General features: G+C 69.2%; 20 protein-coding genes and 2 pseudogenes. 15 read left to right on the forward strand and 7 right to left on the reverse strand.

The features are described 5' to 3' along the window. Both AC07NG_RS16050 and AC07NG_RS16055 read left to right on the forward strand, forming a co-directional pair. Window positions 1–564, forward strand: a pseudogene (locus AC07NG_RS16050) (hypothetical protein); the annotation flags it as partial. A 156-nt stretch (window positions 565–720) separates the two neighbouring features. Further along, window positions 721–1,167, forward strand: coding sequence for a toxin-activating lysine-acyltransferase (locus AC07NG_RS16055; protein WP_494595093.1), 447 nt, complete (start codon window positions 721–723; stop codon window positions 1,165–1,167). A gap of 21 nt (window positions 1,168–1,188) precedes the next feature. Here the strand turns inward: AC07NG_RS16055 and AC07NG_RS16060 are convergent, their stop codons facing one another. From AC07NG_RS16060 to bioF, 3 genes are read right to left on the reverse strand one after another with little or no spacing between them, the layout of a single operon-like run. Then, window positions 1,189–2,082, reverse strand: a complete 894-nt coding sequence (locus AC07NG_RS16060; protein ID WP_494595095.1) for a Gfo/Idh/MocA family protein — start codon at window positions 2,080–2,082, stop codon at window positions 1,189–1,191. Between the two features lie 4 nt (window positions 2,083–2,086). After that, window positions 2,087–2,749 carry a dethiobiotin synthase gene (gene bioD, locus AC07NG_RS16065; protein WP_494595097.1) on the reverse strand — a complete coding sequence of 221 codons (663 nt, stop codon included), beginning with the start codon at window positions 2,747–2,749 and terminating at the stop codon, window positions 2,087–2,089. Continuing rightward, window positions 2,746–3,900 (reverse strand): 8-amino-7-oxononanoate synthase, encoded by a 1,155-nt coding sequence (gene bioF, locus AC07NG_RS16070; RefSeq protein WP_494595099.1) that lies wholly within the window; start codon window positions 3,898–3,900, stop codon window positions 2,746–2,748. Before bioF ends, bioD begins: the two co-directional genes overlap by 4 nt. Window positions 3,901–3,989: 89 nt before the next feature. Between bioF and AC07NG_RS16075 the strand changes: the two genes are divergently transcribed. The 3 genes from AC07NG_RS16075 (at window position 3,990) to AC07NG_RS16085 (ending at window position 6,491) form a co-directional block, all read left to right on the forward strand. Then, entirely contained in the window at window positions 3,990–5,276 is a 1,287-nt protein-coding gene (locus tag AC07NG_RS16075; RefSeq protein ID WP_494595101.1) for an adenosylmethionine--8-amino-7-oxononanoate transaminase, read from the forward strand. Window positions 5,277–5,289: 13 nt separating this feature from the next. Continuing rightward, window positions 5,290–6,186: a DMT family transporter gene (locus AC07NG_RS16080; RefSeq protein WP_487288826.1), complete on the forward strand. Its 897-nt coding sequence runs from the start codon at window positions 5,290–5,292 to the stop codon at window positions 6,184–6,186. Between the two features lie 68 nt (window positions 6,187–6,254). After that, entirely contained in the window at window positions 6,255–6,491 is a 237-nt protein-coding gene (locus AC07NG_RS16085) for a hypothetical protein (RefSeq protein ID WP_494595103.1), read from the forward strand. Window positions 6,492–6,509: 18 nt separating this feature from the next. Here AC07NG_RS16085 and AC07NG_RS16090 read toward each other — a convergent pair whose 3' ends face one another. Continuing rightward, complete coding sequence (locus AC07NG_RS16090; protein ID WP_487288824.1) at window positions 6,510–6,749, reverse strand: hypothetical protein; 240 nt, start codon at window positions 6,747–6,749, stop codon at window positions 6,510–6,512. A gap of 25 nt (window positions 6,750–6,774) precedes the next feature. Then, window positions 6,775–7,614, reverse strand: coding sequence for an ATP-binding protein (locus tag AC07NG_RS16095; protein ID WP_492855592.1), 840 nt, complete (start codon window positions 7,612–7,614; stop codon window positions 6,775–6,777). A 173-nt stretch (window positions 7,615–7,787) separates the two neighbouring features. Here AC07NG_RS16095 and yajC point away from each other — a divergent pair, with 173 nt between their 5' ends. From yajC to AC07NG_RS16130, 7 genes and pseudogenes are all read left to right on the forward strand, one after another. Next, on the forward strand, window positions 7,788–8,096 hold the full coding sequence (yajC, locus tag AC07NG_RS16100; RefSeq protein WP_487288820.1) for a preprotein translocase subunit YajC: 309 nt from the start codon (window positions 7,788–7,790) through the stop codon (window positions 8,094–8,096). Window positions 8,097–8,157: 61 nt separating this feature from the next. Beyond that, window positions 8,158–9,753, forward strand: a complete 1,596-nt coding sequence (gene secD, locus AC07NG_RS16105) for a protein translocase subunit SecD (protein WP_492855591.1) — start codon at window positions 8,158–8,160, stop codon at window positions 9,751–9,753. A 12-nt stretch (window positions 9,754–9,765) separates the two neighbouring features. Continuing rightward, window positions 9,766–10,722, forward strand: a complete 957-nt coding sequence (secF, locus tag AC07NG_RS16110; RefSeq protein ID WP_487288818.1) for a protein translocase subunit SecF — start codon at window positions 9,766–9,768, stop codon at window positions 10,720–10,722. Continuing rightward, window positions 10,719–11,090 carry an Mth938-like domain-containing protein gene (locus tag AC07NG_RS16115; RefSeq protein ID WP_492855589.1) on the forward strand — a complete coding sequence of 124 codons (372 nt, stop codon included), beginning with the start codon at window positions 10,719–10,721 and terminating at the stop codon, window positions 11,088–11,090. The genes secF and AC07NG_RS16115 overlap by 4 nt, the downstream gene beginning before the upstream one ends. A gap of 6 nt (window positions 11,091–11,096) precedes the next feature. Then, window positions 11,097–11,237: pseudogene (locus AC07NG_RS16120) on the forward strand (hypothetical protein); the annotation flags it as partial. A 90-nt stretch (window positions 11,238–11,327) separates the two neighbouring features. Beyond that, a complete protein-coding gene (locus AC07NG_RS16125; RefSeq protein ID WP_492855588.1) occupies window positions 11,328–11,942 on the forward strand; it encodes a urate hydroxylase PuuD in 615 nt (204 codons plus the stop codon). 78 nt (window positions 11,943–12,020) lie between these two features. Further along, on the forward strand, window positions 12,021–12,752 hold the full coding sequence (locus AC07NG_RS16130; protein ID WP_494595107.1) for a squalene/phytoene synthase family protein: 732 nt from the start codon (window positions 12,021–12,023) through the stop codon (window positions 12,750–12,752). A gap of 132 nt (window positions 12,753–12,884) precedes the next feature. On the opposite strand, the gene AC07NG_RS16135 is transcribed toward AC07NG_RS16130, so the two are convergent. Further along, on the reverse strand, window positions 12,885–14,957 hold the full coding sequence (locus AC07NG_RS16135; protein WP_494595109.1) for a S9 family peptidase: 2,073 nt from the start codon (window positions 14,955–14,957) through the stop codon (window positions 12,885–12,887). A 303-nt stretch (window positions 14,958–15,260) separates the two neighbouring features. Between AC07NG_RS16135 and lpxC the strand changes: the two genes are divergently transcribed. From lpxC to recN, 3 genes are all read left to right on the forward strand, one after another. Continuing rightward, window positions 15,261–16,157 (forward strand): UDP-3-O-acyl-N-acetylglucosamine deacetylase, encoded by an 897-nt coding sequence (gene lpxC / locus AC07NG_RS16140; protein ID WP_492855585.1) that lies wholly within the window; start codon window positions 15,261–15,263, stop codon window positions 16,155–16,157. A 102-nt stretch (window positions 16,158–16,259) separates the two neighbouring features. After that, entirely contained in the window at window positions 16,260–17,189 is a 930-nt protein-coding gene (locus AC07NG_RS16145) for an outer membrane protein assembly factor BamD (RefSeq protein ID WP_110121813.1), read from the forward strand. Between the two features lie 123 nt (window positions 17,190–17,312). Further along, window positions 17,313–19,010 carry a DNA repair protein RecN gene (gene recN / locus AC07NG_RS16150; protein WP_494595110.1) on the forward strand — a complete coding sequence of 566 codons (1,698 nt, stop codon included), beginning with the start codon at window positions 17,313–17,315 and terminating at the stop codon, window positions 19,008–19,010. 165 nt (window positions 19,011–19,175) lie between these two features. On the opposite strand, the gene parE is transcribed toward recN, so the two are convergent. Next, complete coding sequence (gene parE, locus AC07NG_RS16155; protein ID WP_494595111.1) at window positions 19,176–21,278, reverse strand: DNA topoisomerase IV subunit B; 2,103 nt, start codon at window positions 21,276–21,278, stop codon at window positions 19,176–19,178. Between the last annotated feature and the right edge of the window lie 63 nt (window positions 21,279–21,341).

The raw sequence follows: 21,341 nt of genomic DNA on the forward strand, positions 1-21,341 counted from the left end.
GTCCGGCTGATCTCGACGCAGCAGGCCCAGGCTAACGACCTTAACGCCGCTGCCAAGGCGCGCCAGGACGTGGTCGACCAGGGCTACGCCCAGGCGGCCCGGTCGGTGAGCGCCTCGGGCCTGGGCGAGGCCTCGGGGCAGGGGGCTTCGGCCGTCGGCGCTTCTGGCCTGGGGGTGAGCTTCGGCTCGACGGGGCTGGGTCTGTCGCTGGCCGGCGGCGAGCCGCTGGACGCCGGCTCGGCCTATGGCGGAGCCAGCCAGTCCTCGGGCGCCTGGTGGCGTCAGGAGGCTGGTTCGGACCTGCTGGGCGGCGGCTCGCTGGCCGCGCGACTGGCGGCGATGGACGCCGGTCCCGGTCAGGGTCTGGGCTTGGCCGCCTCCGGCGCGCTCGACCCGGCGCTGGTCCAGAACCAGGCGCTGCTGCGCCAGGCCATGGCCGGCTTCGGCGGCCAGGCCGGCGGCGGGGCGGCGGTCTGGAGCCGTGACGGGGCCTCGCGCGAGACGCCGCTGGCGGCTTCGGCCGGCCTCAAGGCCGCGGCCGCCCAGCCGCTGCTGACGGCCTAGGGCGCGCCAGGGTCACGCGCCCGCGCCTGACCCGCTTGGCCTTGTCCCGATGCGAAAGCTGGAGTCTGGAAGGCTCCAGGCCTTTCCTGCTACCACCTAGAGTACAAGGCCGGCTCTCCATCGCGGAGAGCCGGCCGACCTAACGGAGTTTCGATCATGGCCGACGGCGCTGCTTCCGCGACCGCTCCCCAGAAGACGGTGTCCCAGGTTCTGGGCGAGATCACCTGGCTGCTGACCCAGTCGCCGGTGCACAAGCAGCTGTTCATCGGCGACCTGGAATGGTTCGCCATGCCGGCCGTGCTGCTCGAGCAGTTCCGCATCTGGAACGGCCCCAACAGCCCCGCCGCCGTGGCCTTCTGGGCCTTCGTCTCCGAGGAGACCGAAGAGCGCCTGGTGGCCGGCGCCAAGAAGCTGCGGGCCGATGAATGGCAGGCCGGCGATCGGCCCTGGCTGATCGAGCTGGTCGCTCCGTTCGGCGGCCAGGACGAGATCCTCGCCGATCTCGCCGCCAACGTCTTCCCTGGCAAGAGCTTCAAGTTCCACACCGTCGACCCCGACGGCCAGCGCGTGGTCGTCTCCTATCCCCCGCAAGCCCAAGCCTGAGGCGAGGGCTTCGACGCCGGCCTAGTCGGCCGGCGTCAGGGCCGTGACGACCTGTTCGCAGAGGCGGTGAGTCTCCAGGGCGTCGAGAGCCGACAGTCGGCGGCCTTCGCGCACGGCCGACAGGAAAGCCTCGACCAGGCCCTCGAAGCCGCGCTGGCGGCCGACCGACGTCCAGTTTCCGCGCCGGGTCAGACGCTCGCCGCCGGCGTAGTCGATGACGTCGGACAGTTCGGCGACCCGCAGCTTGCCGCCATGGCCCGAGACCTCCAGCACCTCCTCGTCGGCGCCGCTGTCGCGGTTCATGATCGCGAAGGCGTCGACGCCGGGTCCGGCGAGATGAAGGCTTGCGTGCCGCATCTTGCCATCGATCGCGCTTCCGCTGATCCGCGCCTCGTTCGCCGTCGGGGCCAGGAAGCGGATGGTGTCGATGGCGTGGATGAAGTCGTCGAACACCGCTCGGCGCAGGCCGTCGGGATAGGCGCGGCGGTTCTTCTGCATCAGCACCAGCGGCGCCTTCAGGCCGGCGGCGGCCACGTATGAGGGCGCGAAGCGGCGGTTGAAGCCGACGGCCAGCGACACGCCGCGCGTCTCGGCCAGGTCCACCAGAGCTTCTGTTTCCACCAGGGTGTCGGCGATGGGCTTGTCGACCAGGGTCGGCACGCCGGCCTCGATCAGTCGGCGGACGATCTCCGGATGGGCCTCGGTCGCGGCATGGACGAAGGCGGCGTCGAGCCCCTGGGCCAGGGCCTCGTCAAGATCGGTGTGCAGCCGGTCCACACGCCAGGCCGCGCCGAGGTCGTCCAGGGTGGCGGTGCTGCGGGTGACGAAGGCCAGATGCACGTCGGGACGTATGCCCAGCACCGGGAGGTAGGCTTTGCGGGCGATGTCGCCCAGGCCGATCATCGCCACGCGCATGGTCTTAAAGCCCCTTGCCCAAGTGCTCCGCCAAGTCGCTTGCGTCCCAATGTTCGTCGCGCGGCGCAAGGAAGATCGGCGTCTCGCGCTCGAAGGCGCGCAGGGCGTCGGCGGTCTGGGCGAGGTCGGGCGCGTCGAGGCTCTCGCTCATGACGATGGCGGCGATGGTCGCGCCCCGGGCCCGCAGGGCGACGAGGGCGGTCAGCACGTGGCTGATCGTGCCCAGATACGAGCCTGCGATCAGCAGCACCGGCAGGTCGAGCGTGGCGATCAGGTCGAGATTGGTCGCCTCGTCGGTCAGGGGCGACATGACGCCGCCGGCGCCTTCGACCAGCATCAGTTCGTGGTCGCCGGCCAGGGCCGCGCGGCAGTCGGCGGCCAGGTCCTCGAGCGCAAGCGTGTCGCCCTCCAGCCGGGCGGCGAGGTTCGGGGCCAGCGGCGCGCGATAGCGGCGCGGCGAGATCCGGGGCAGGGCGGCCGGGTCGCCCAGAGCTTCGGCGAGGCGGGCCGGGTCGCTGGCGGAAGGGGCCTCGGGATCGAAGCCGCTGACGACCGGCTTGAAGGCGTCCACGGCGATACCGCGCGCCTTCAGCGCCCGGATCAGGGCGCAGGCGACATGGGTCTTGCCGATGTCGGTGCCCGTGCCGGCGACGAACAGGGCGGTCATGCTTTCGCGTCCACATAGGGGCGGACGAGGGCGGCCAGGCGCAGGACCTCGTCGTCGGGATGGTCGGCGCTGAAGGCCAGGCGCAGGCGGGCCGTGCCGGCGGGAACCGTGGGCGGACGGATGGCGACCACGAGGAAGCCCTCGGCCTCCAGGGCGGCGGAGGCGGCCAGGGCCGCGTCCGCCTCGCCGATCACCACCGGCACGATCGGGCTCTCGGCGCGGGGCAGGCCGGCGGCCTGCGTGAACAGCCGCGCCTTGCGCAGCGGCTCGGCGGCGAAGGCGGGATCGGCCTCGATCAGGTCCAGCGCTGCGATGGCGGCGGCGGCCGAGGCCGGCGGCAGACCGGTGGTGTAGACGACGGTGCGGGCCCGGGTCTTCAGGAAGTCGACCACGCTCTGCGAGGCGCACAGATAGCCGCCGTAGGAGCCCAGGGCCTTGGACAGGGTGCCCATCTGCAGCGGGATCACGGCGTCGGGGAACAGGGCGGCCGTGCCCTTGCCCCCGCCCAGCACGCCGACGCCGTGGGCGTCGTCGATCAGCAGCCAGGCGTCGTTGGCCTCGCAGACCGCCGACAGCCAGTCCAGCGGCGCGACGTCGCCGTCCATCGAGAACACCCCGTCGGTGGCGACGATGGCGTGGCGGAAGGTCGAGCGGTGCTCGGCCAGCAGTTCGGCCAGGGCGTCGCTGTCGTTGTGCGGGAAACTCACCACCTTGGCGCCGGACAGCTGCGCCCCGGCCCAGATGCAGGCATGGGCCAGTTCGTCGACGAAGACGACGTCCTGCTTGCCGGCGAAGGTCGGGATCACGCCGGTGTTGGCCAGGTAGCCGGAGCCGAACACCACGCAGGCTTCGGTCCCTTTGAGGCGGGCGAGGCGGGTTTCAAGCTCGGAAATCAGAGGGCTGTCGCCGGTGACCAGACGCGAAGCCCCCGAGCCCGCGCCGTAGTCCGCCACGGCGGCCTGGGCGGCGGCGATCACGGCGGGGTGCTGCGACAGGCCCAGATAGTCGTTGCAGGAGAAGGACAGCAGGCGCTTGCCGTCACGCTCGACGACCGCGCCGGGCAGGCGACGGGTGGGCTTCAGCCGGCGGCGCAGGCTCATGGCCTCCAGGGCCGCGAGCTTGCCGCTCGCGAAGGCGTCCAGACTGTGCATTCCGATTCCTGTTTGCCCAGATTCCCATTTGCCTGGGGGGCCCGGGACGCTCTAGGCAAGCCACCCCGCCGGCGCAACGAAGGATCGTCATGAGCACCCCCGACTGGCTCACCGAAGGCGCCAAGCACGTCTGGCGGCCCTACTGCCAGATGAAGACGGCCCCGGCGCCGCTTCCGGTGGTGCGCACGCATGGCTCGCGGATCGTGCTGGCCGACGGGCGCGAACTGGTGGACGGCATCGCCAGCTGGTGGACGGCCTGCCACGGCTACAACCACCCCCACATCGCCGCCGCCGTGCGCGAGCAGCTTGAGGCCATGCCGCACGTGATGTTCGGCGGTCTGGGCCATGAACCGGCCTATCGCCTTGCCGCGCGGCTGGCGGCGATCCTGCCGGGGGATCTGAACCACGTGTTCTTCGCCGAGTCCGGCTCGGTCTCGGTCGAGATCGCCATGAAGATGGCGCTGCAGTTCCATATCAATCGCGGCGAGCGCGGGCGCACGCGCTTCCTGTCGTTCCGCGGCGGCTATCACGGCGACACCCTGGCGACGATGACGGTCTGCGACCCGGAGGAGGGGATGCACAGCCTGTTCTCGGGTGTCATGCCGAGCCAGGTGATCGCCGACCTGCCCCTGAACGACGCGTCCGAAGCCGCCCTCGACGCCCTGCTCGCCGAGCGGGGCGGGGAGATCGCCGCCATGCTGACCGAGCCCCTGGTGCAGGGCGCCGGCGGCATGCTGTTCCACGATCCCGAAGTGCTGCGCCGCCTGCGCCGTTTGGCCGACAAGCACGGCGTGCTGCTGATCTTCGACGAGATCTTCACCGGCTTTGGCCGCACGGGCGAGCTTTTCGCCATGCAGGCGGCCGGGATCGAGCCCGACATCGTCACGCTTTCGAAGGCCCTCACGGGGGGAACCCTGCCGTTGTCGGCGGCTGTGGCCTCGCGCAAGGTGTTCGAGGCCTTCTGGTCCGACGACGCCGGCGCGGCCCTGATGCATGGGCCGACCTACATGGGCAATGCGCTGGCCTGCGCCGCCGCCAACGCCTCGCTCGACCTCTTTGAGGCCGAAACCTGGAACGCCGACGTGGCGCGGATCTCGGCCGCGTTAAAGGAAGGGCTGGAGCCTTGCCGCGGCGTGCCGGGCGTCGTCGACGTGCGGGTGCTGGGCGCGATCGGCGTCGTCGAGTTCGCCTCGCCGGTGGCGGTCGGGGCGCTATGCCAGGCCTTCGCGGAGAAGGGCGCGTGGATCCGGCCGATGGGCAAGGTGGTCTATCTGACCCCGGCCTTCACGACGCCGGACGCGGACCTGGAGATCCTGCTGTCGGCCATTCGCGAGGTCATTGGAGCCGGCGGGGTTGAAGGAACCGGCGGGGTCTGATCCAAGCGGCCCCATGTCCGCCTCCACCGGCCCCCTGACGACGCTCGAGCGTCTCGCGATCCTGGCGATCATCATGACCTGGGGACTGAACAACGCCGCGGCCAAGGTGGCGACCGCCGCCCTGCCGCCGATGATGGTGGGCGGCCTGCGCTTCGCGCTGGCCCTGGCCTTCCTGTTCCCGTTCGTGCGGCCGCCGTTTCCGGACTGGAAGCGGTTGCTGGCGATCGTGCTGCTGTCGGGGCCGATCCACTTCGGGATCATCTATCTGGCGTTCGGCATGGCCAAGTCGCTGAGCCCGCTGGTGGTGGCCACCCAGCTGTGGATCCCGTTCACGGCCCTGTTCGCCTGGCGCATGCTGGGCGAGACCATGCGCATGCCGGCCGTCGCCGGGCTGGCCGTCGCCTTCGCCGGCGTGGCTTGGATGAGTCTTGACCCCCACGGCGCGGCCGACCTGCCGGCCATCGTGCTGGGCGTCATCGCCGCCGCGATCTGGGCGGTGGCCACGGTGCTGGTGCGCAAGACCCCGGGCGTGAAGCCGCTGAAGGTGCAGGGCATGACGGCGCTGGTCGCCGCGCCGGCTCTGATCGCCCTGTCCTTCGCCTTCGAGCCCGATGTGATCCCCCGCGTTACGGCCGCGCCGCCGATCGCCTGGGCCTGCGTGGTGTTCGCCGGAGTGGTCTCGACCATCGGGGCCAGCGCCCTGCTGTTCTGGCTGGTGCAGCGGCGCGAGGCCGGGCGGGTGACGCCCTATTTCCTGCTGACGCCGCTGGTCTCGTGCACGATCGGGGTGCTGTTCATGGGCGACGACCTGTCGCCGCAGCTGGTCATCGGCGGCGGGGCGACCATGCTGGGCGTGGCCCTGGTGGCCCTGACCGAGAAGAAGACCCCGCCGGTCGTCGAGCCGGCCTGAGGGCCGCCTACCTAGCGAACCAAAGCGCGGCAAGCGGCGTTGAGCCTCCACACATGGAGCTCTACCGCATGAACCTGATCCGTCCGCTTTCCCTCGCCGCTGTCGCCGCCGTCGCCCTGCTGGGCCTTTCCGCCTGCGACAAGGACGCCGGCAAGACCCAGAAGACCACGGGCAAGGTCGAGTCCGCCGTCGGCACGATCACCGGCGACAAGGAGCTCAAGAAGGAAGGCAAGAAGGACAAGGTGGTCGGCGGCGTGCGCTCGGGCGACCTGGAAGGCGCGGTGAAGGACGCCAAGAAGAACTGACGGTGGGGCGGAGAGGGCTCAGTCCTCTCCGCCGTCCCTCCAGCGCCAGGGCGCGTCGCTGGTCTTCCAGGCGATCCAGACCACGCCCAGGGTGGACGTGATCACCACGATCGACAGCGGAAGAGGGCGGCCCGCCAGGAGCGCGGAGGCGGCGATCAGCAAGGCAAGGTGGACGGCCAGAACGACCCAGCCCTGCCAGGCGCAGGGCAACCCCGCGCCATAGCCGAACCGCTTGACCCTGAACCACGGCTTGGCCATGGCCGCGCCTCCCCCCGATGTTTTCTTATGCGGGCAAATGTACGCCCAGTTCGCCGGCCAGGTCGCGCACGAACTGCCAGGCCACCCGGCCCGAACGCGCGCCGCGCAGCTGCGACCATTGCAGGGCCCGCCGCTCCAGGTTCTCGACCTTCAGGCCAAAGCGCTCGGCATAGGTGTTGATCGCCGCCAGGTAGGTCGGCTGGTCCATGGGCGGGAAGCCGATCCACAGGCCGAAACGGTCGGAGACGCTCATCTCCTCCTCGGCGTTCTCGGCCGAGGCGATCGCGCCCTGGCTCTCGGCGTGGTCGCGCGGCATCAGGTGGCGACGGTTGGAGGTCGAGACGAACAGCACGTTCTCCGGCGGACCGGCCACGCCGCCTTCCAGCGCCGACTTCAGGGCCTTGGCCGCCGCCGCGCCGTCCTCGAACGACAGGTCGTCGCACAGCACCACGAAGCGCTCGCTCCGCACGCGCAGGGCGTCGAACAGCGGGGGCAGGGCGGCCACCTCGTCGCGATCGACCTCGACCAGCTTCAGATCCGGATATTCGGCCGTCAGGGCCATGAAGGCCGACTTGGTCAGCGAGCTCTTGCCCGTGCCGCGCACGCCCCACAGCAGCACGTGGTTGCACGGCAGGCCGGTGGCGAAGCGGCGCAGGTTCTGGATGAAGCGGTCCTTCTGGCGCTCGATCCCCACCAAAAGCTCGATATCCATCGCGTAGTCGGGCGCGGGCAGGAAGGCGCCCGACACCGGCTCATGCCGGAACAGGCGCGCCCCCGAGAAGTCCGGGGCGACGGCGGCTGGCGGGGCCAGGCGCTCCAGGGCGTCGGCGATGCGGGCGAGCAGGGGCAGGGCGGCTTCGGTCATGGCCACGCTCCTTACCCCCTCGCGCTCTCATTGCAAAAGGGTTGGCATTGCAAAAGGGCCGGCATTGCAAAAGGGCCCTCATTGCAAAAGGGAGGGTGAACGCATAGCTTCCGCCGACTTGGCGGGGGCCCTATTTCAGACGTCCCCTGCCGCTTGAAATTCTTGGAGACGTTATGCCGAGCGATCCGAACGCGTTGATCCAGGCTTTTGGCCTGCCTGTGATCCTGATCGTGTTTTTCTACTTCATGATCCTGCGCCCGCAGCAAAAGCGTCAGAAGGAACATCAGGCTACGATCAACAACCTGAAGCGCGGCGACAACGTCGTGCTGTCGAGCGGCGTGCTCGGCAAGGTTGTCCGTGTCGAGGAAAAGGAAGTCGGCGTCGAGATCGCCCAGGGCGTCACCGTCAAGGTGCGCAAGGGCATGATCACCGAAGTCACGGCCAAGGGCGATCCCGCTCCGGCCAACGATCCGAAGAACTGAGTAAGATCAGGTCCAACTAGCCCGCCCTGGCGCCCCGGCGTCGTCGAGAGCCCCGTAGTCCATGCTGAGCCTATCCCGCTGGAAGATCGCCATCGTCACCTTGTCGGTGATCTTCGGCATCGTCTTCACCCTGCCGAACCTGCTGCCGCAGAAGACGCTAGACGCCCTGCCGGGATGGGTTCCCAAGCAGAAGCTGAACCTCGGCCTCGACCTCCAGGGCGGGTCGTACCTCCTGTACGAGGTCGACACCGCCGCCCTGCGCAAGGAGCGCCTGGGCAACCTGGTCGAAGACACGCGCACCACCCTGCGCACGGCCGGCATCAGCTTCAACGGCCTGGGTGAGTCGAACGGCGTCATCTCGGTCCGCATCGACGACGGCTCGAAGGTCGCCGCGGCCGTGACCGAGCTGAACAAGCTCGGCAGCCCGCTGCCGGGCGCGCTGACCAAGGACGTGGTCGTCTCGACCAAGTCCGACCAGCGCATCGAACTGACCTTCGCGCCCGAGGCCGCCCGCGCCGACGCCGCCAAGGCCGTCGAGCAGTCGATCGAGACCATCCGTCGCCGGATCGACAGCCTGGGCACCAAGGAACCGACGATCACCCGTCAGGGGACCGATCGCATCGTCATCCAGGCCGCCGGCGAAAGCGATCCCGAACGCCTGAAGGCCGTGATCGGCAAGACCGCCAAGCTGACCTTCCAGATGGTCGACGAAACGGTCACGCCGGAAGAAATGCAGTCGGGCCGCATGCCGCCCGGCGTGGTCATGGTGCCCAGCGCCGATGGCTACGCACCGGCCTACGCCCTGAAGAAGCGCGCCCTGGTCTCGGGCGACGACCTCGAAAGCGCCGACCAGGCCTTCGACGGCCAGAGCGGCCGCCCGGTGGTCTCGTTCCGCTTCAAGGGCCCCGGCGCGCGCAAGTTCGGCGACGCCACCGCCCGCAACATCGGCAAGCGCTTCGCCATCGTCCTCGACAACAAGGTGATCTCCGCGCCGACCATCCAGGGCGCGATCCTGGGCGGCTCGGGCCAGATCACCGGCAACTTCACGGTCGAAAGCGCCGCGGAACTGTCGCTGCTGCTGCGCTCCGGCGCGCTGCCGGCCCAGCTTAACATCGAAGAGCAACGCACCGTCGGCGCCGAACTGGGCGCGGACGCGGTCAAGGCCGGCGCCATCTCGCTGGCCATCGGCGCCGCGGCGATGTTCGTCTTCATCATCCTGGCCTACGGCCTGTTCGGCGTGTTCGCGGCCATGGCCCTGGTGGCCAACGTGCTGCTGATCGTCGGCATCATGTCGTTCACCCAGGCGACCCTGACCTTCCCGGGCATCGCCGGCCTGATCCTGACGCTGGCCGTCGCCGTCGACGCCAACGTGCTGATCTACGAGCGCATGCGCGACGAGGCGGCCGCGGGACGATCGCCGATGTCGGCGGCCGACACCGGCTACCGGCTGGCGCTGGTGTCGATCCTCGACGCCAACATCACCAGCCTGATCTCGGCCGGCATCATGTTCAGCTTCGGCTCGGGTCCGGTGAAGGGCTTCGCCTGGACCCTGGCCATCGGCGTGTTCACCTCGCTGTTCACCGCCATCATCATCACTCAAGTGCTCATCGGTTGGTGGTTCAAGGCCGCCAAGCCGAAGAAGCTGCCGATCGCGTAAGGATCAAAGCTCATGGCTGCTTGGCCCCTCATCCGCCTGATCCCGCGCTCGACCCACTATCGCTTCGTGCGCTGGGCGCCTGTCGCCGCGGTTATCTCGCTCGTCCTGATCCTCGGCTCGGGCGTGTCGTTCTTCACCCAGGGCCTGAACCTGGGCATCGACTTCAAGGGCGGCGTCGCCCTTGAAGCCCGTACGCCCGCGACTGCCCCTATCGACCTCGACAAGCTGCGCGCCGTCGCCAAAGGCACCGGCGCGCACGACGTGCAGGTCCAGGGCTTCGGCGCGCCGAACTCGGCGATGGTCCGCTTCCTGCCCACCGAGGGCGGCAACGCCCAGGTCGAGGCCAACCGCATCAAGGGCGAGATCATCGCCAAGTTCCCCGGCATGACCATGCCGGCGCCGACCGTCATCGGCGCCAAGGTCTCGGGCGAGCTGCTGATGGGCGGCTTCAAGGCGCTGGGCATCGCCCTGCTGCTGATGCTCGGCTACATCTGGTTCCGCTTCCAGTGGCAGTTCGGCGTCGGCGCCGTCGTGGCCGTGTTCCACGACATTATCCTGACCCTGGGCGTGCTGTCGGTGATGCAGATCGAGTTCTCGATGACCTCGGTCGCGGCCCTGCTGACGGTCATCGGCTACTCGATGAACGAAAAGGTCATCACCTTCGACCGCCTCAAGGAAAACCTGCGCAAGTACAAGTCGACGCCGCTGCGCGAGATCATCGACCTGTCGGAGAACGAGCGTCTGTCGCGGACGATCATCACCGGCTCGACGGCGCTGCTGGCGCTGGGCGGCACGATGATCTTCGGCGGCCCGGTGCTGTTCCCGCTGGTCTTCACCATGGTGTTCGGCATCATCATCGGCACCTATTCGTCGATCTACATCGCCCTGCCGATCATCCTGGTCTGGGGCCTGAAGCGCGGCGACGAGGAAGCCAAGCCGATCAAGCTCGGCGCGGCCAGCCGCCCGTGAGCCAGGCGCTCACTCCGCGCCAGCCCCCGTCGATCGACGCCTGGGGCGGCGGCGGCTTCCGGGTCTCCGGCGTCTGGCGTCCCGGTTCGCTGCTGATCATCGACGATCAGCCGGTGGACTGGGGCGCCACGTCGCTGGCCGACCTGACTCCCGAAGCCTTCGCCCCGGTCTACGCCGCGGGCGGGGCGGTGGAGTTCGTGCTGCTGGGCGTGGGTCTGGCCAACGCCCTGCCGCCGCGCCCCGTGCGCGACGCCCTGAAGGCCGCGGGCCTGGGTCTCGAGTTCATGAGCACCGAGGCCGCCGCCCGCACCTACAACGTCCTGGCCAGCGAAGGCCGCCGGCTCGCCGCGGCTCTGATCGCGGTTTAGCGTCCAAAACTCCTCCCCCGTGAAACGGGGGAGGGGGACCGCGAAGCGGTGGAGGGGGCGAGTTCAAGCGCCGCGCTTTGTCACTCGCCCCCTCCGTCACGCCGCGTATCCGCAGCGCGCCACCTCCCCCGTTTCTCGGGGGAGGAGCAGGAAGCGCGGCGAAGCCGAGGCCTTCGCTTCCCCGACTCTCGCGCAGCCCCTATCCTGGCCGCCACGCAACGGCTTCAGGGGGCTGAATTGTCCGGGATCCTCACCAACTTCCGCAGCACCATCATCGTCAGCTTCGTGCTGGCCCTGATCATGGTGTTCGGCTTCGGGCATAGCCCCAGCGGCTTCCACGGCGCCTACTGGCAGGCGGTGTTCCGCTGGCTGCACGTGCTGTTCGGCATCCTGTGGATCGGGCTGCTCTACTACTTCAACTTCGTGCAGATCCGGGTGATGCCGAGCATCCCGGCCGAGCTGAAGCCGGCGGTGACCAAGTACATCGCGCCCGAAGCCCTGTTCTGGTTCCGCTGGGCGGCCCTGGCCACCTGGCTGATGGGCATGATCGTGGCCTTCAGCCGCGGCTACCTGATGGAAGCCATGACCCTGGGCGCCTGGCACGGCTACCAGCGCGGCGTCGACATGGGCTTCACCTTCATCGGCATGGGCATGTGGCTGGCGACGATCATGTTCGTGAACGTCTGGGGCGTGATCTGGCCGAACCAGAAGCGGGCCCTGGGCCTCGTGCCGGCCGACGACGAGACCAAGGCCAAGGCGGCCAAGCTCGCCATGCTGTTCTCGCGCATCAACACCCTGCTCAGCATCCCGATGCTGGTGACGATGACGATGTACCAGACGCTGTTCGGCTGATCGGCCGACGGTTCGGATCAAGGCCCGCCCATCCGGCGGGCCTTTTTCTTTGGGGCTTACGGGGGCATAAGCCGCGCCATGTCCGCAGCCCCCGACAACCCCTACGATTCCGGCCTCGACGAGCTGGTCCGCCGCATGGACCCGGATCGCTGGCTGGCCAGCCGCTTCGTCGCCGACCTGGCGGCGCGGGCCGACGTCGTGGCCCTGCTGGCCTTCAACTACGAACTGGCGCGGGTGGCCGGCGGCGTCACCAACGCCCTGATGGGCGAGATCCGCCTGACCTGGTGGCGCGAGGCGATGGAGGAACTGGCCGCCGGCCAGCCGCCGCGCAAGCACCCCGCCGTCGAGGCCTTGGCCGCCTCCGGCGTCGATCCCCTGGCCCTGGCGCGGATGGCGGAGGCGCGTCTGGCCGACCTGGAAGAAACGCCCTTTATCGACGAAGCCGCCGTGCTGGCCTATCTCGACGCCACCGCCGGCGCCCTGGCGGGTCTTGTCGCCCAGCGCCTGGATCCCGCCGCCGATCCCGCGTCCGTGCGCGCCGCGGCCCGGGCCTACGGCCTGGCGGGCCTGTGGCGGCTGAAGCTGGCCGGTCGCTCGCGCCTGCCGTTCAAATGGACCGCCGCCGACCTCCAGGCCCATGTGGCCGAGCAGAGGGCGGCCGCCCGCGCCGAGCTGAAGGCCCTGCCGATCGCGGCCTTCCCGGCCGTCGCCGTCGTCGCCCTGGCGGGCGAGCAGGCGAGGGGGCGCGACCTGGGCGAACTCGAAAAAAAGGCCCGCCTGACCTGGTCGGTCGCGACGGGCCGGATCTGATGCTCGACTCCCTTCCCCCTCGATGGGGGAAGGGCCGGGGATGGGGGTGACTGGGGCCTCGGCCGCTTCACCCCCATCCGACCCGCTTCGCGGGCCACCTTCCCCCATCAAGGGGGAAGGGCGCGTTTTCTGTTACTTCCCCGTCCATTCGTTCAGCCAGCCCAGCACCTCGTCGTGCCACTGGACAGAATTCTGGGCCTTCAGCACCCAGTGGTTCTCGTTGGGGAAGTACAGCAGCTTGCTGGGCACGCCCTTGCGCTGCAGGGCCGTGAAGGTGGCGATGCCTTCCTCGAGCGGCACGCGGAAGTCGTTCTGGCCCTGGACGACCAGGGTCGGCACGCTCCATTGCGCCACGTGGTCGGCCGGGTTGAACTTGGCGTAGGTGGTGTTGGGCTCCCACGGCGTTCCGCCGTTCTCCCATTCGCTGAACCACAGCTCTTCGGTCGAGTAGCCCATGAAGCGGCTGTCGAAGATGCCGTCGTGGTTCACCAGGCACTTCCAGGGCTGCTTCCACTGGCTGGCGATCCAGTTGATCATGAAGCCGCCGTACGAGCCGCCCAGGGCGCAGGCGCGGTCCTGGTCGAGGAAGGCGTACTTCTGGGTCGCGAAGGCCCAGCCCTTCTGCAGGTCTTCCAGCGGGCGGTCGCCCCAGTGCTGGCTGATCGCGTCGGTGAAGCCCTGGCCGTAGCCGGTCGAGCCGTGGAAATCGATCATCACCACGGCATAGCCGGCGCCGGCGTAGGTCTGGGCGTTCCAGCGGTAGTGGAAGAGGTTGCCAAACGAGCCCTGCGGGCCGCCGTGGATCAGGAAGGCCACCGGATACTTCTTCGACGGATCGAAGTTGGCGGGCTTGACCAGATAGCCGTGCACGGTCTCGTCGTTCCAACCCTTGAAGCTGAACTGCTCGGCCTCGCCCATGGCCACGCCGTCCAGCTTGTCGGCGTTGAGGCCGGTCAGCTTGATCGGCTCGCCCTTGCCCTTCGGGAGGAGGGCGTAGAGCTGGCCCGGGGTTTTCAGGTTGTCCTGAGCGATGACGGTCTGGCCGCCGGCGACGCTGAACGCGCTGACGTGGCCCTCGCCGGTCAGGGCCACAGCCTTGCCGGTCTTGACGTCGATGGCGAACAGCCGGGTCTGACCCACGTCCTCGGCGGTCGTGTAGATGGTCTTTCCGTCGGCGCTGAAGGTGATCGACTGGGCCGAGCGGTCCCAGGCCGGGGCCACTTCACGCACCTTGCCGTTCTCGCGCACCATGATCCCGAAGCGGTCGGCCTCGAAGCCCGGGCGCTTCATGGCCAGCCACGCTTCCGTCTTGCCGTCCGGCGAGAAGGTCGGCTGGGCGTCCCAGGCCTTGTTGTCTTCGGTGAGGTTCGTGGGCTTGGCCGAGCCGTCGACCGGAACCGACCACAGGTCGTAGTCGGTCTGCCAGGGCTCGTCGCGGCCGGCGACCTTGGCCGAGAACACCACGGTCTTGCCGTCGGGGCTGATGGTGAAGTCCTCGTCGCCGCCGAACGGCTTGGTCGGCGCGTCGCCGTCGAAGCCGGCCATCAGCGCCTTCGCCTCGCCCGTCGCCACGCCCGAGGCGTCCAGCGTGTAGGCGTAGAGATGGTTCTTCGTGCCGTCGTTCCAGGTGTCCCAGTGGCGGATGAACAGCTTGTCGTAGACGACGCCCGTGGTCTTCTGGGCCTTGCGGGCGTCCAGGCGCTCCTGGGTGCAGGCGAGGGTGGGGCAGTCGGGGAAGACGGCCTGGCTGATCACCACGGTCTTGCCGTCGGCCGACACCTTGAAGGCGCCGACGTCGAACGGGGCCTTGGTCACCTGGACGGCGGTGTCACCCGATGCATCGGTGCGGAACACCTGGTCGGAGCCGGCGCGGCCCGACAGGAAGTAGATGCTCTTGCCGTCGGCCGACCAGCGGGCGCTGGAGACGCCGCCGTCCGACACCGCCAGGCGGCGCGGGGCGATCCTGGCCTTCAGGTCGGCGACCCACAGGGAGAACGAGGCCTTGTTGGCCGGCAGGTCCATCGTCCGCACCAGGTAGATCACCTGGCGGCCGTCCGGCGACACCTTGGGCTCGCTGACGCGCTCGAGCGTGACCATGTCCTTGGCTGTGAAGCCTCGACCCTGGGCGGAAGCGGCCGGGGCTACCGCGAAGGCGGCGAGCGAAAGGGCGAGGGCGGAGGCGGCGATGCGCAAGGTCTTGGTCATGGAAGTCGTGGTCCAGGCGGCTCTGATGCCAGAAAACGCGCGGAGCCTAGCGGCGCCTTGCGTCCGATGCCAGGGGCGAGGGCACAGGTTTCCGCCGAGGCTGGAGCATGCTGCGGCGCCGTTCGCGAGCAAGGCGGAAATGGGGCGCCGAAATGGCGAAAACGCCTTATCCCACAAGGCCTTGGGTAGGTAACAATCAGAAACAGGACTTGCATTGCTGCGGCGCGGCGAAGCTCGTAGACGGTAAATGGGGACGAATAGGCGGCCGCCAGAGCCGCTCCCAAAGTAGATCAAAGGTTTCTCGTGTCGGTTTCGCCTTATCATCAGCACACGGTCGCAGGACCGGTGATCTTCGCAGGGATCGGCCTGCACACGGGCGCGCACGTGCGCGTCGCCGTGCGCCCCGCCGCCCCCGACAGCGGGATCGTCTTCGTGCGCACCGACGTCCAGGACCGCGACAACCGCGTGCCGGTTCGCGGCGACGCCGTGGTGCAGACCCAGCTGGGCACCGTCATCGCCAACGCCGCCGACGTCCGCGTCTCGACCATCGAGCACCTGATGGCCGCCCTGGCCGCCCTGTCGGTCGACAACTGCGTCGTCGAGCTCGACGGTCCCGAAGTGCCGATCATGGACGGCTCGTCCGAGCCCTTCGTGCAGATTCTCGACCGCGCCGGTCGCCGCCGGCAGGAAGCCGCGCGCCGCTACATCGAGATCCTGTCGCCGATCGAGGTGATCGAGGGCGACAAGCGCGCCACCCTTTCTCCGGCCGAATCCTTCGAAGTGGCCTTCGAGATCGCCTTCGCCAGCAAGGCCATCGGCCGCCAGCGCGTCGATCTGGCCATCGACGAGCACAGCTTCCGCAAGGAACTGTCGAACTGCCGCACCTTCGGCTTCCTGCGCGAGGTCGAGGCCCTGCGCGACATCGGCCTGGCCCGTGGCGGCTCGATGGAGAACGCCGTGGTCATCGACGGCGACCGCGTGCTCAATCCCGAAGGCCTGCGCCGCTCGGACGAGTTCGTGCGCCACAAGGCCCTGGACGCCGTCGGCGACCTTTATGTCATCGGCGCTCCGATCCTTGGCAGGTTCGAAGGAATCCTGGCCGGACACGGCCTCAATAACGCCGCGGTTCGTGCGTTGATGGGGCAACCGCGCGCTTGGCGCTGGCGCGCCTATGCGCCGGAGCTCGCCGAAGCGGTCTGATCAATCGGGGGAACGCTCCCGCCGCTTCGGCTTTCATTTGCGCCCGCATCGACGTGGTGTAGAAGCCTTGGTTCGGCGCGGGGGCGCGCTAATGCTTCTAGGGTGAGAGAGTCCGTGCTTCGCAAAATCTCGGGACGTTCGGCCGTTTCCATCATGGCCGTGCTCGCCGCCTTGTCGGTGACCGCCTGCGCCGGCAAGCCTAAGAAGCCGACCCTCGTCTATGAGGAGCGTCCGGTCGAACTGCTGTACTCCACCGGCTCCAGCCGCCTGGACCGCGGCAGCTGGAACGAAGCCGTCGATTACTTCCGCGAAGTGGAGCGTCAGCACCCCTATTCGGAATGGTCGCGCCGCTCGATCCTGATGACCGGCTACGCCCACTACATGGGCAACCAGTATTCCGAAGCGATCGGCGACGCCGACCGCTTCATCTCGCTGTACCCGGGCAATCCGTCGGCCTCGTACGCCTTCTATCTGAAGGCCGTCTGCTACTTCGAGCAGATCGTCGACGTGAACCGTGACCAGGCCGCCACCGAGCAGGCGCTCGCCGCCCTGCGCGACGTCGTCCAGCGCTATCCCAACAGCGAATACGCCCAGGACGCCCGCCTGAAGATCGACATGGTCAACGACCAGCTGGCCGGCAAGGAAATGGCCATCGGCCGCTGGTACCTGCGCGACGGCAAGACCCTGGCCGCCATCGGCCGCTTCAAGACCGTCGTCGACCGCCACCAGACCACCTCGCACACCCCCGAAGCCCTCTACCGCCTGGTCGAGGCCTATCTGACCCTGGGCCTCAACGACGAGGCCAAGCGCAACGGCGCGGTGCTGGGCTACAACTTCCCGGGCGACCGCTGGTACGCCGACGCCTACAAGCTGCTGAACGACGCGGGCCTCAAGCCCGCCGTCGAGCCGCTGAAGGCCGGCAACAAGCGCAACCTGCTCGAACGCGTCCTGACCCGCGACAAGGACGCGACCCTCGCGCCTCCGGGCGAGAAGAAGAAAAAGGGCGGCCTGATGGGCGTCCTCGGGATGTAAGCAGAGACATCAGAAGAGACATCAGACAGGCGGGCCGTTGCAAAACGGCCCGTTTTTCTTTTGTTCTCAAAGGGCTGCCCATCCCCCTTTGAAAAACTGCGATTCCCGGCGATCCTCGCGACCATGCTGATCGGTCTCTCCATCCGCGACGTGGTGCTCATCGAGAGCCTGGACCTGGCCATCGGGCCGGGCCTGACCGCGTTGACCGGCGAGACCGGGGCCGGCAAGTCGATCATTCTCGACGCCCTGGGCCTGGCGACCGGAGCCCGCGCCGACGCCGGCCTGGTGCGTCGCGGCGCCGCCGGCCACGCCAGCGCCACCGCCATCTTCGCCCTGGCCCCCGACCATCCCGCCTTCGCCTATCTCGACGACAAGGGCCTGGACTACGCCCGTGACGAGGACCTGGTCCTGCGCCGCCAGCTGTCGCCCGACGGCCGTTCGCGCGCCTTCGTCAACGACCAGGCCACCAGCGTCGGCGTGCTCAAGGACCTCGGGGCGCTGCTGCTCGAGGTGCACGGCCAGCACGAGACTGTCGGCCTGCTCGATCCGCGCACCCACCGCACCCTGCTGGACGCCTATGGCCAGGTCAGCGTCGGGGCCGTGTCCTCGGCCTGGAGCGGCTGGCGCGCCGCCCGCGAGGCCGCCGCCGAGCTGAAGGCCCTGTCGGACCGCGCCGCGGCCGAGACCGAGGAACTGACCCTCCGCCTGTCGGAGCTGGACCGGCTCGATCCGCGCGACGGCGAGGAGACGGCCCTGGCCGAGGAGCGGGCTCTGCTGGGATCGGCCGAGAAGGCCCTGGCGGACATCGCCTCGGCCCAGGACGCTCTGGGCGGCGACAACCTGTCGGGCAAGCTGGCCTCGGCCTTCCGCGCCCTGGAACGGGCCCGCGATCGCGCCGCCAACGCCGGCGCGCCGGCCGACGGTCCGGCCATGACTCGCCTGGCCGCCGCCTGCGAGGCTGTCGACCGCGCCCTGGTCGAGGCCCAGGAGGCCAGCGCCGCCATCGACGCGGCCGCCGAGAGCTTCGAGTTCGAGCCCGACCGCCTGGAAAAGACCGAGGAGCGCCTGTTCGCCCTGCGCGGCATGGCCCGCAAGCTGAACGTGCTGGTCGAGGACCTGCCGGCGGTCCGCGCCGACTTCGCCGCCCGCCTGCAGGCCATCGAGACCTCGGGCGAGGCGCTGGTCGCCGCCGAGGCCCAGGCCGCCGAGGCCCGCGAGGCCTATCTCTACGCCGCCGAAGCCCTGTCGGCCGAGCGCCGCGCCGCCGGCGACCGCCTGGCCAAGGCCGTCGAGGCCGAGCTTGGCCCGCTGAAGCTGGAAAAGGCCCGCTTCCGCGTCGCCCTGGATACGCTCGACGAGGACAAGGCCGGCCCGACGGGCCTGGACCGCATCGCCTTCGAGATCTCGACCAACCCCGGCGCGCCGTTCGGCCCGATGGAGGCCATCGCCTCGGGCGGCGAACTGGCCCGCTTCGCCCTGGCCCTGAAGGCGGCTTTGGCGGCGAAGGGCGGCGGACCGCAGCCCCTGATGATCTTCGACGAAGTCGACCAGGGCGTCGGCGGAGCCGTGGCCGACGCCGTGGGCCTGCGCCTCAAGCGCCTGGCGTCCAACGCCCAGGTGCTGGTCGTGACCCACTCGGCCCAGGTCGCCGCGCGCGGCGACGCCCACTGGCGCATCTCCAAATCCGGCGACGACACCTCCACCCGCACCAAGGTCGAGCCCCTGTCGCCGACCGAGCGCGAGGAAGAGATCGCGCGGATGCTGTCCGGCGCCGAAGTCACCGAGGCCGCGCGGGCCGCGGCGCGGGCGCTGATCGGTTAAATCCTTCTCCCCTTGTGGGAGAAGGTGTCGGCGTAGCCGACGGATGAGGGGTCTCTCAAAAGTCAAACGCCGCGACAGCTGAACAGCCGCCGCGGCGTTTCTGTAGGTGCAACCCCTCACCCGACCTGCTTCGCAGGCCACCCTCTCCCGCAAGGGGAGAGGGAATTAGAGATCCAGATCGTCCGCCGCGAAGGCCGCGTTCTCCTGGATGAACTTGAAGCGCAGCTCGGGTTTACGGCCCATCAGGGTCTCAACCAGGTCTTCCACCGACTCCTCGTGGCGCGGCAGGGTCACGCGCGCCAGGGTGCGGACGGCCGGGTCCATGGTGGTTTCCTTCAACTGGGCGGCCATCATCTCGCCCAGGCCCTTGAAGCGGCCGATCTCGGGCTTCTTGCCCTTGAACATGGTGGCCAGCAGCTCGTCCTTGTGGGCGTCGTCGCGGGCGTACTCGGTCTTGCCGCCGTGGCTCAGGCGATAGAGCGGCGGCAGGGCGAGATAGAGCCGACCCGCACGGATCAGGTCCGGCATGGTGCGGTAGAAGAAGGTGATCAGCAGCGAGGCGATGTGGGCGCCGTCGACGTCGGCGTCGGTCATGATGATGATCCGCTCGTAGCGCAGATCCTCCTCACGGTACTTGTTGCCGCCCTGGGCGCCCAGGGCCAGCATCAGGTCCGACAGTTCCTTGTTGGCCGTGAACTTCTCGCCCGAGGCCGAGGCCACGTTCAGGATCTTGCCGCGCAGGGGCAGGATCGCCTGGTTCTTGCGGTTGCGGGCCTGCTTGGCCGAGCCGCCGGCCGAGTCGCCTTCGACGATGAACAGTTCCGCGCCGTCCACCGCGCCGCCGGCGCAGTCGGCCAGCTTGCCCGGCAGGCGCAGCTTGCGGGTCGCCGAGGCGCGGGAGACTTCCTTGTCCTTGCGGCGCTTCAGACGCTCCTCGGCGCGCTCGACCACGAACTCCAGCAGGGCCTGGGCGGCCTTGGGGCTGGCGGTCAGCCAGTGGTCGAACGGGTCGCGCAGGGCGTTCTCGACGAAGCGCTGGGCCTCGGTCGTCGACAGCTTTTCCTTGGTCTGGCCCTGGAACTCGGGGTTCTTGATGAACACCGAGATCAGCGCGCCGGCCTGGGCCACCACGTCGTCGGCGGTGATGATCGCGCCGCGCTTCTCGCCCTTCAGTTCGGCATAGGCCTTGAGGCCGCGGGTCAGGGCGGCGCGGAAGCCGCTTTCGTGCGTGCCGCCCTCGGGGGTCGGCACGGTGTTGCAGTACGACTGCATGAAGCCGTCGTGCTCGCCAAAGCCGCGCGGGGTCCAGGTCACCGCCCATTCGACCGCGCCGGCCTCGCCCTGGCGCTCGATGCGGCCAGAGAAGCTGGTCGGGGTGACCGTCTCCAGCCCCTTGGTGCGCTCGGCCAGGAAGTCGGCCAGGCCGTTGGGGAAGTGGAAGGTCGCCTCGGGCGGGGTCTGGTCGTGGATGCGCTCGGGCGCGCAGGACCATTTGATCTGCACGCCGCGGAACAGATAGGCCTTCGACCGGGTCATCCGGTACAGGCGCGCCGGCTTGAAGGCGCAGCCCTCGCCGAAGATCTGCTCGTCAGGCTTGAAGCGCACCATGGTGCCGCGCTTCCTGCTGGGCTGGATCTTCTCGACCGGGCCCAGCGGCTTGCCGCGCGCGAAGCTCTGGCGGTGCTCGAAGCCGTCGCGCCAGACCGTCACCTCGACCAGTTCCGACAGGGCGTTGACGACGCTGGCGCCGACGCCGTGCAGGCCGCCTGAGGTCTCGTAGGCCTTGCCGCTGAACTTACCGCCCGCGTGCAGGACGGTCATGATCACTTCCAGCGCCGACTTGCCCGGATGCTTGGGGTGCGGGTCCACGGGCATGCCGCGGCCGTCGTCCTTGACCGACAGATAGCCGTCGGCGTCGAGCTTGACCTCGATCAGCTTGGCGAAGCCGGCGACGGCCTCGTCCATCGAGTTGTCGAGCACCTCGGCGAACAGGTGGTGCAGGGCCCGCTCGTCGGTGCCGCCGATGTACATGCCCGGACGCATGCGCACGGGCTCCAGCCCTTCCAGCACCTCGATCGAGCTGGCGTCGTAGCCGCCCGACGAGGGCGGCGCGGCGGCGGGCTCGGCCTTGCCGGGCGGCGGAGGCGGCGGGGGCTGCGGCTTGGGCTCGGGATGCGGTTCGCGGGCGGGCAGGGGCGGGGCGCTCGGCGGCGCCAGGGCGTCGTCGTCGAACAGCGAAAACAGCGAGTTGGGGTCTTTGGAAGACATCGGATGATTTTGCGGCGATTCGGGGGTCTCGCCCCGTATGACCCGTGGCCGCCCCCAAGGAAA

The sequence above is a fragment of the Caulobacter sp. GW821-FHT10C03 genome (assembly GCF_059415485.1).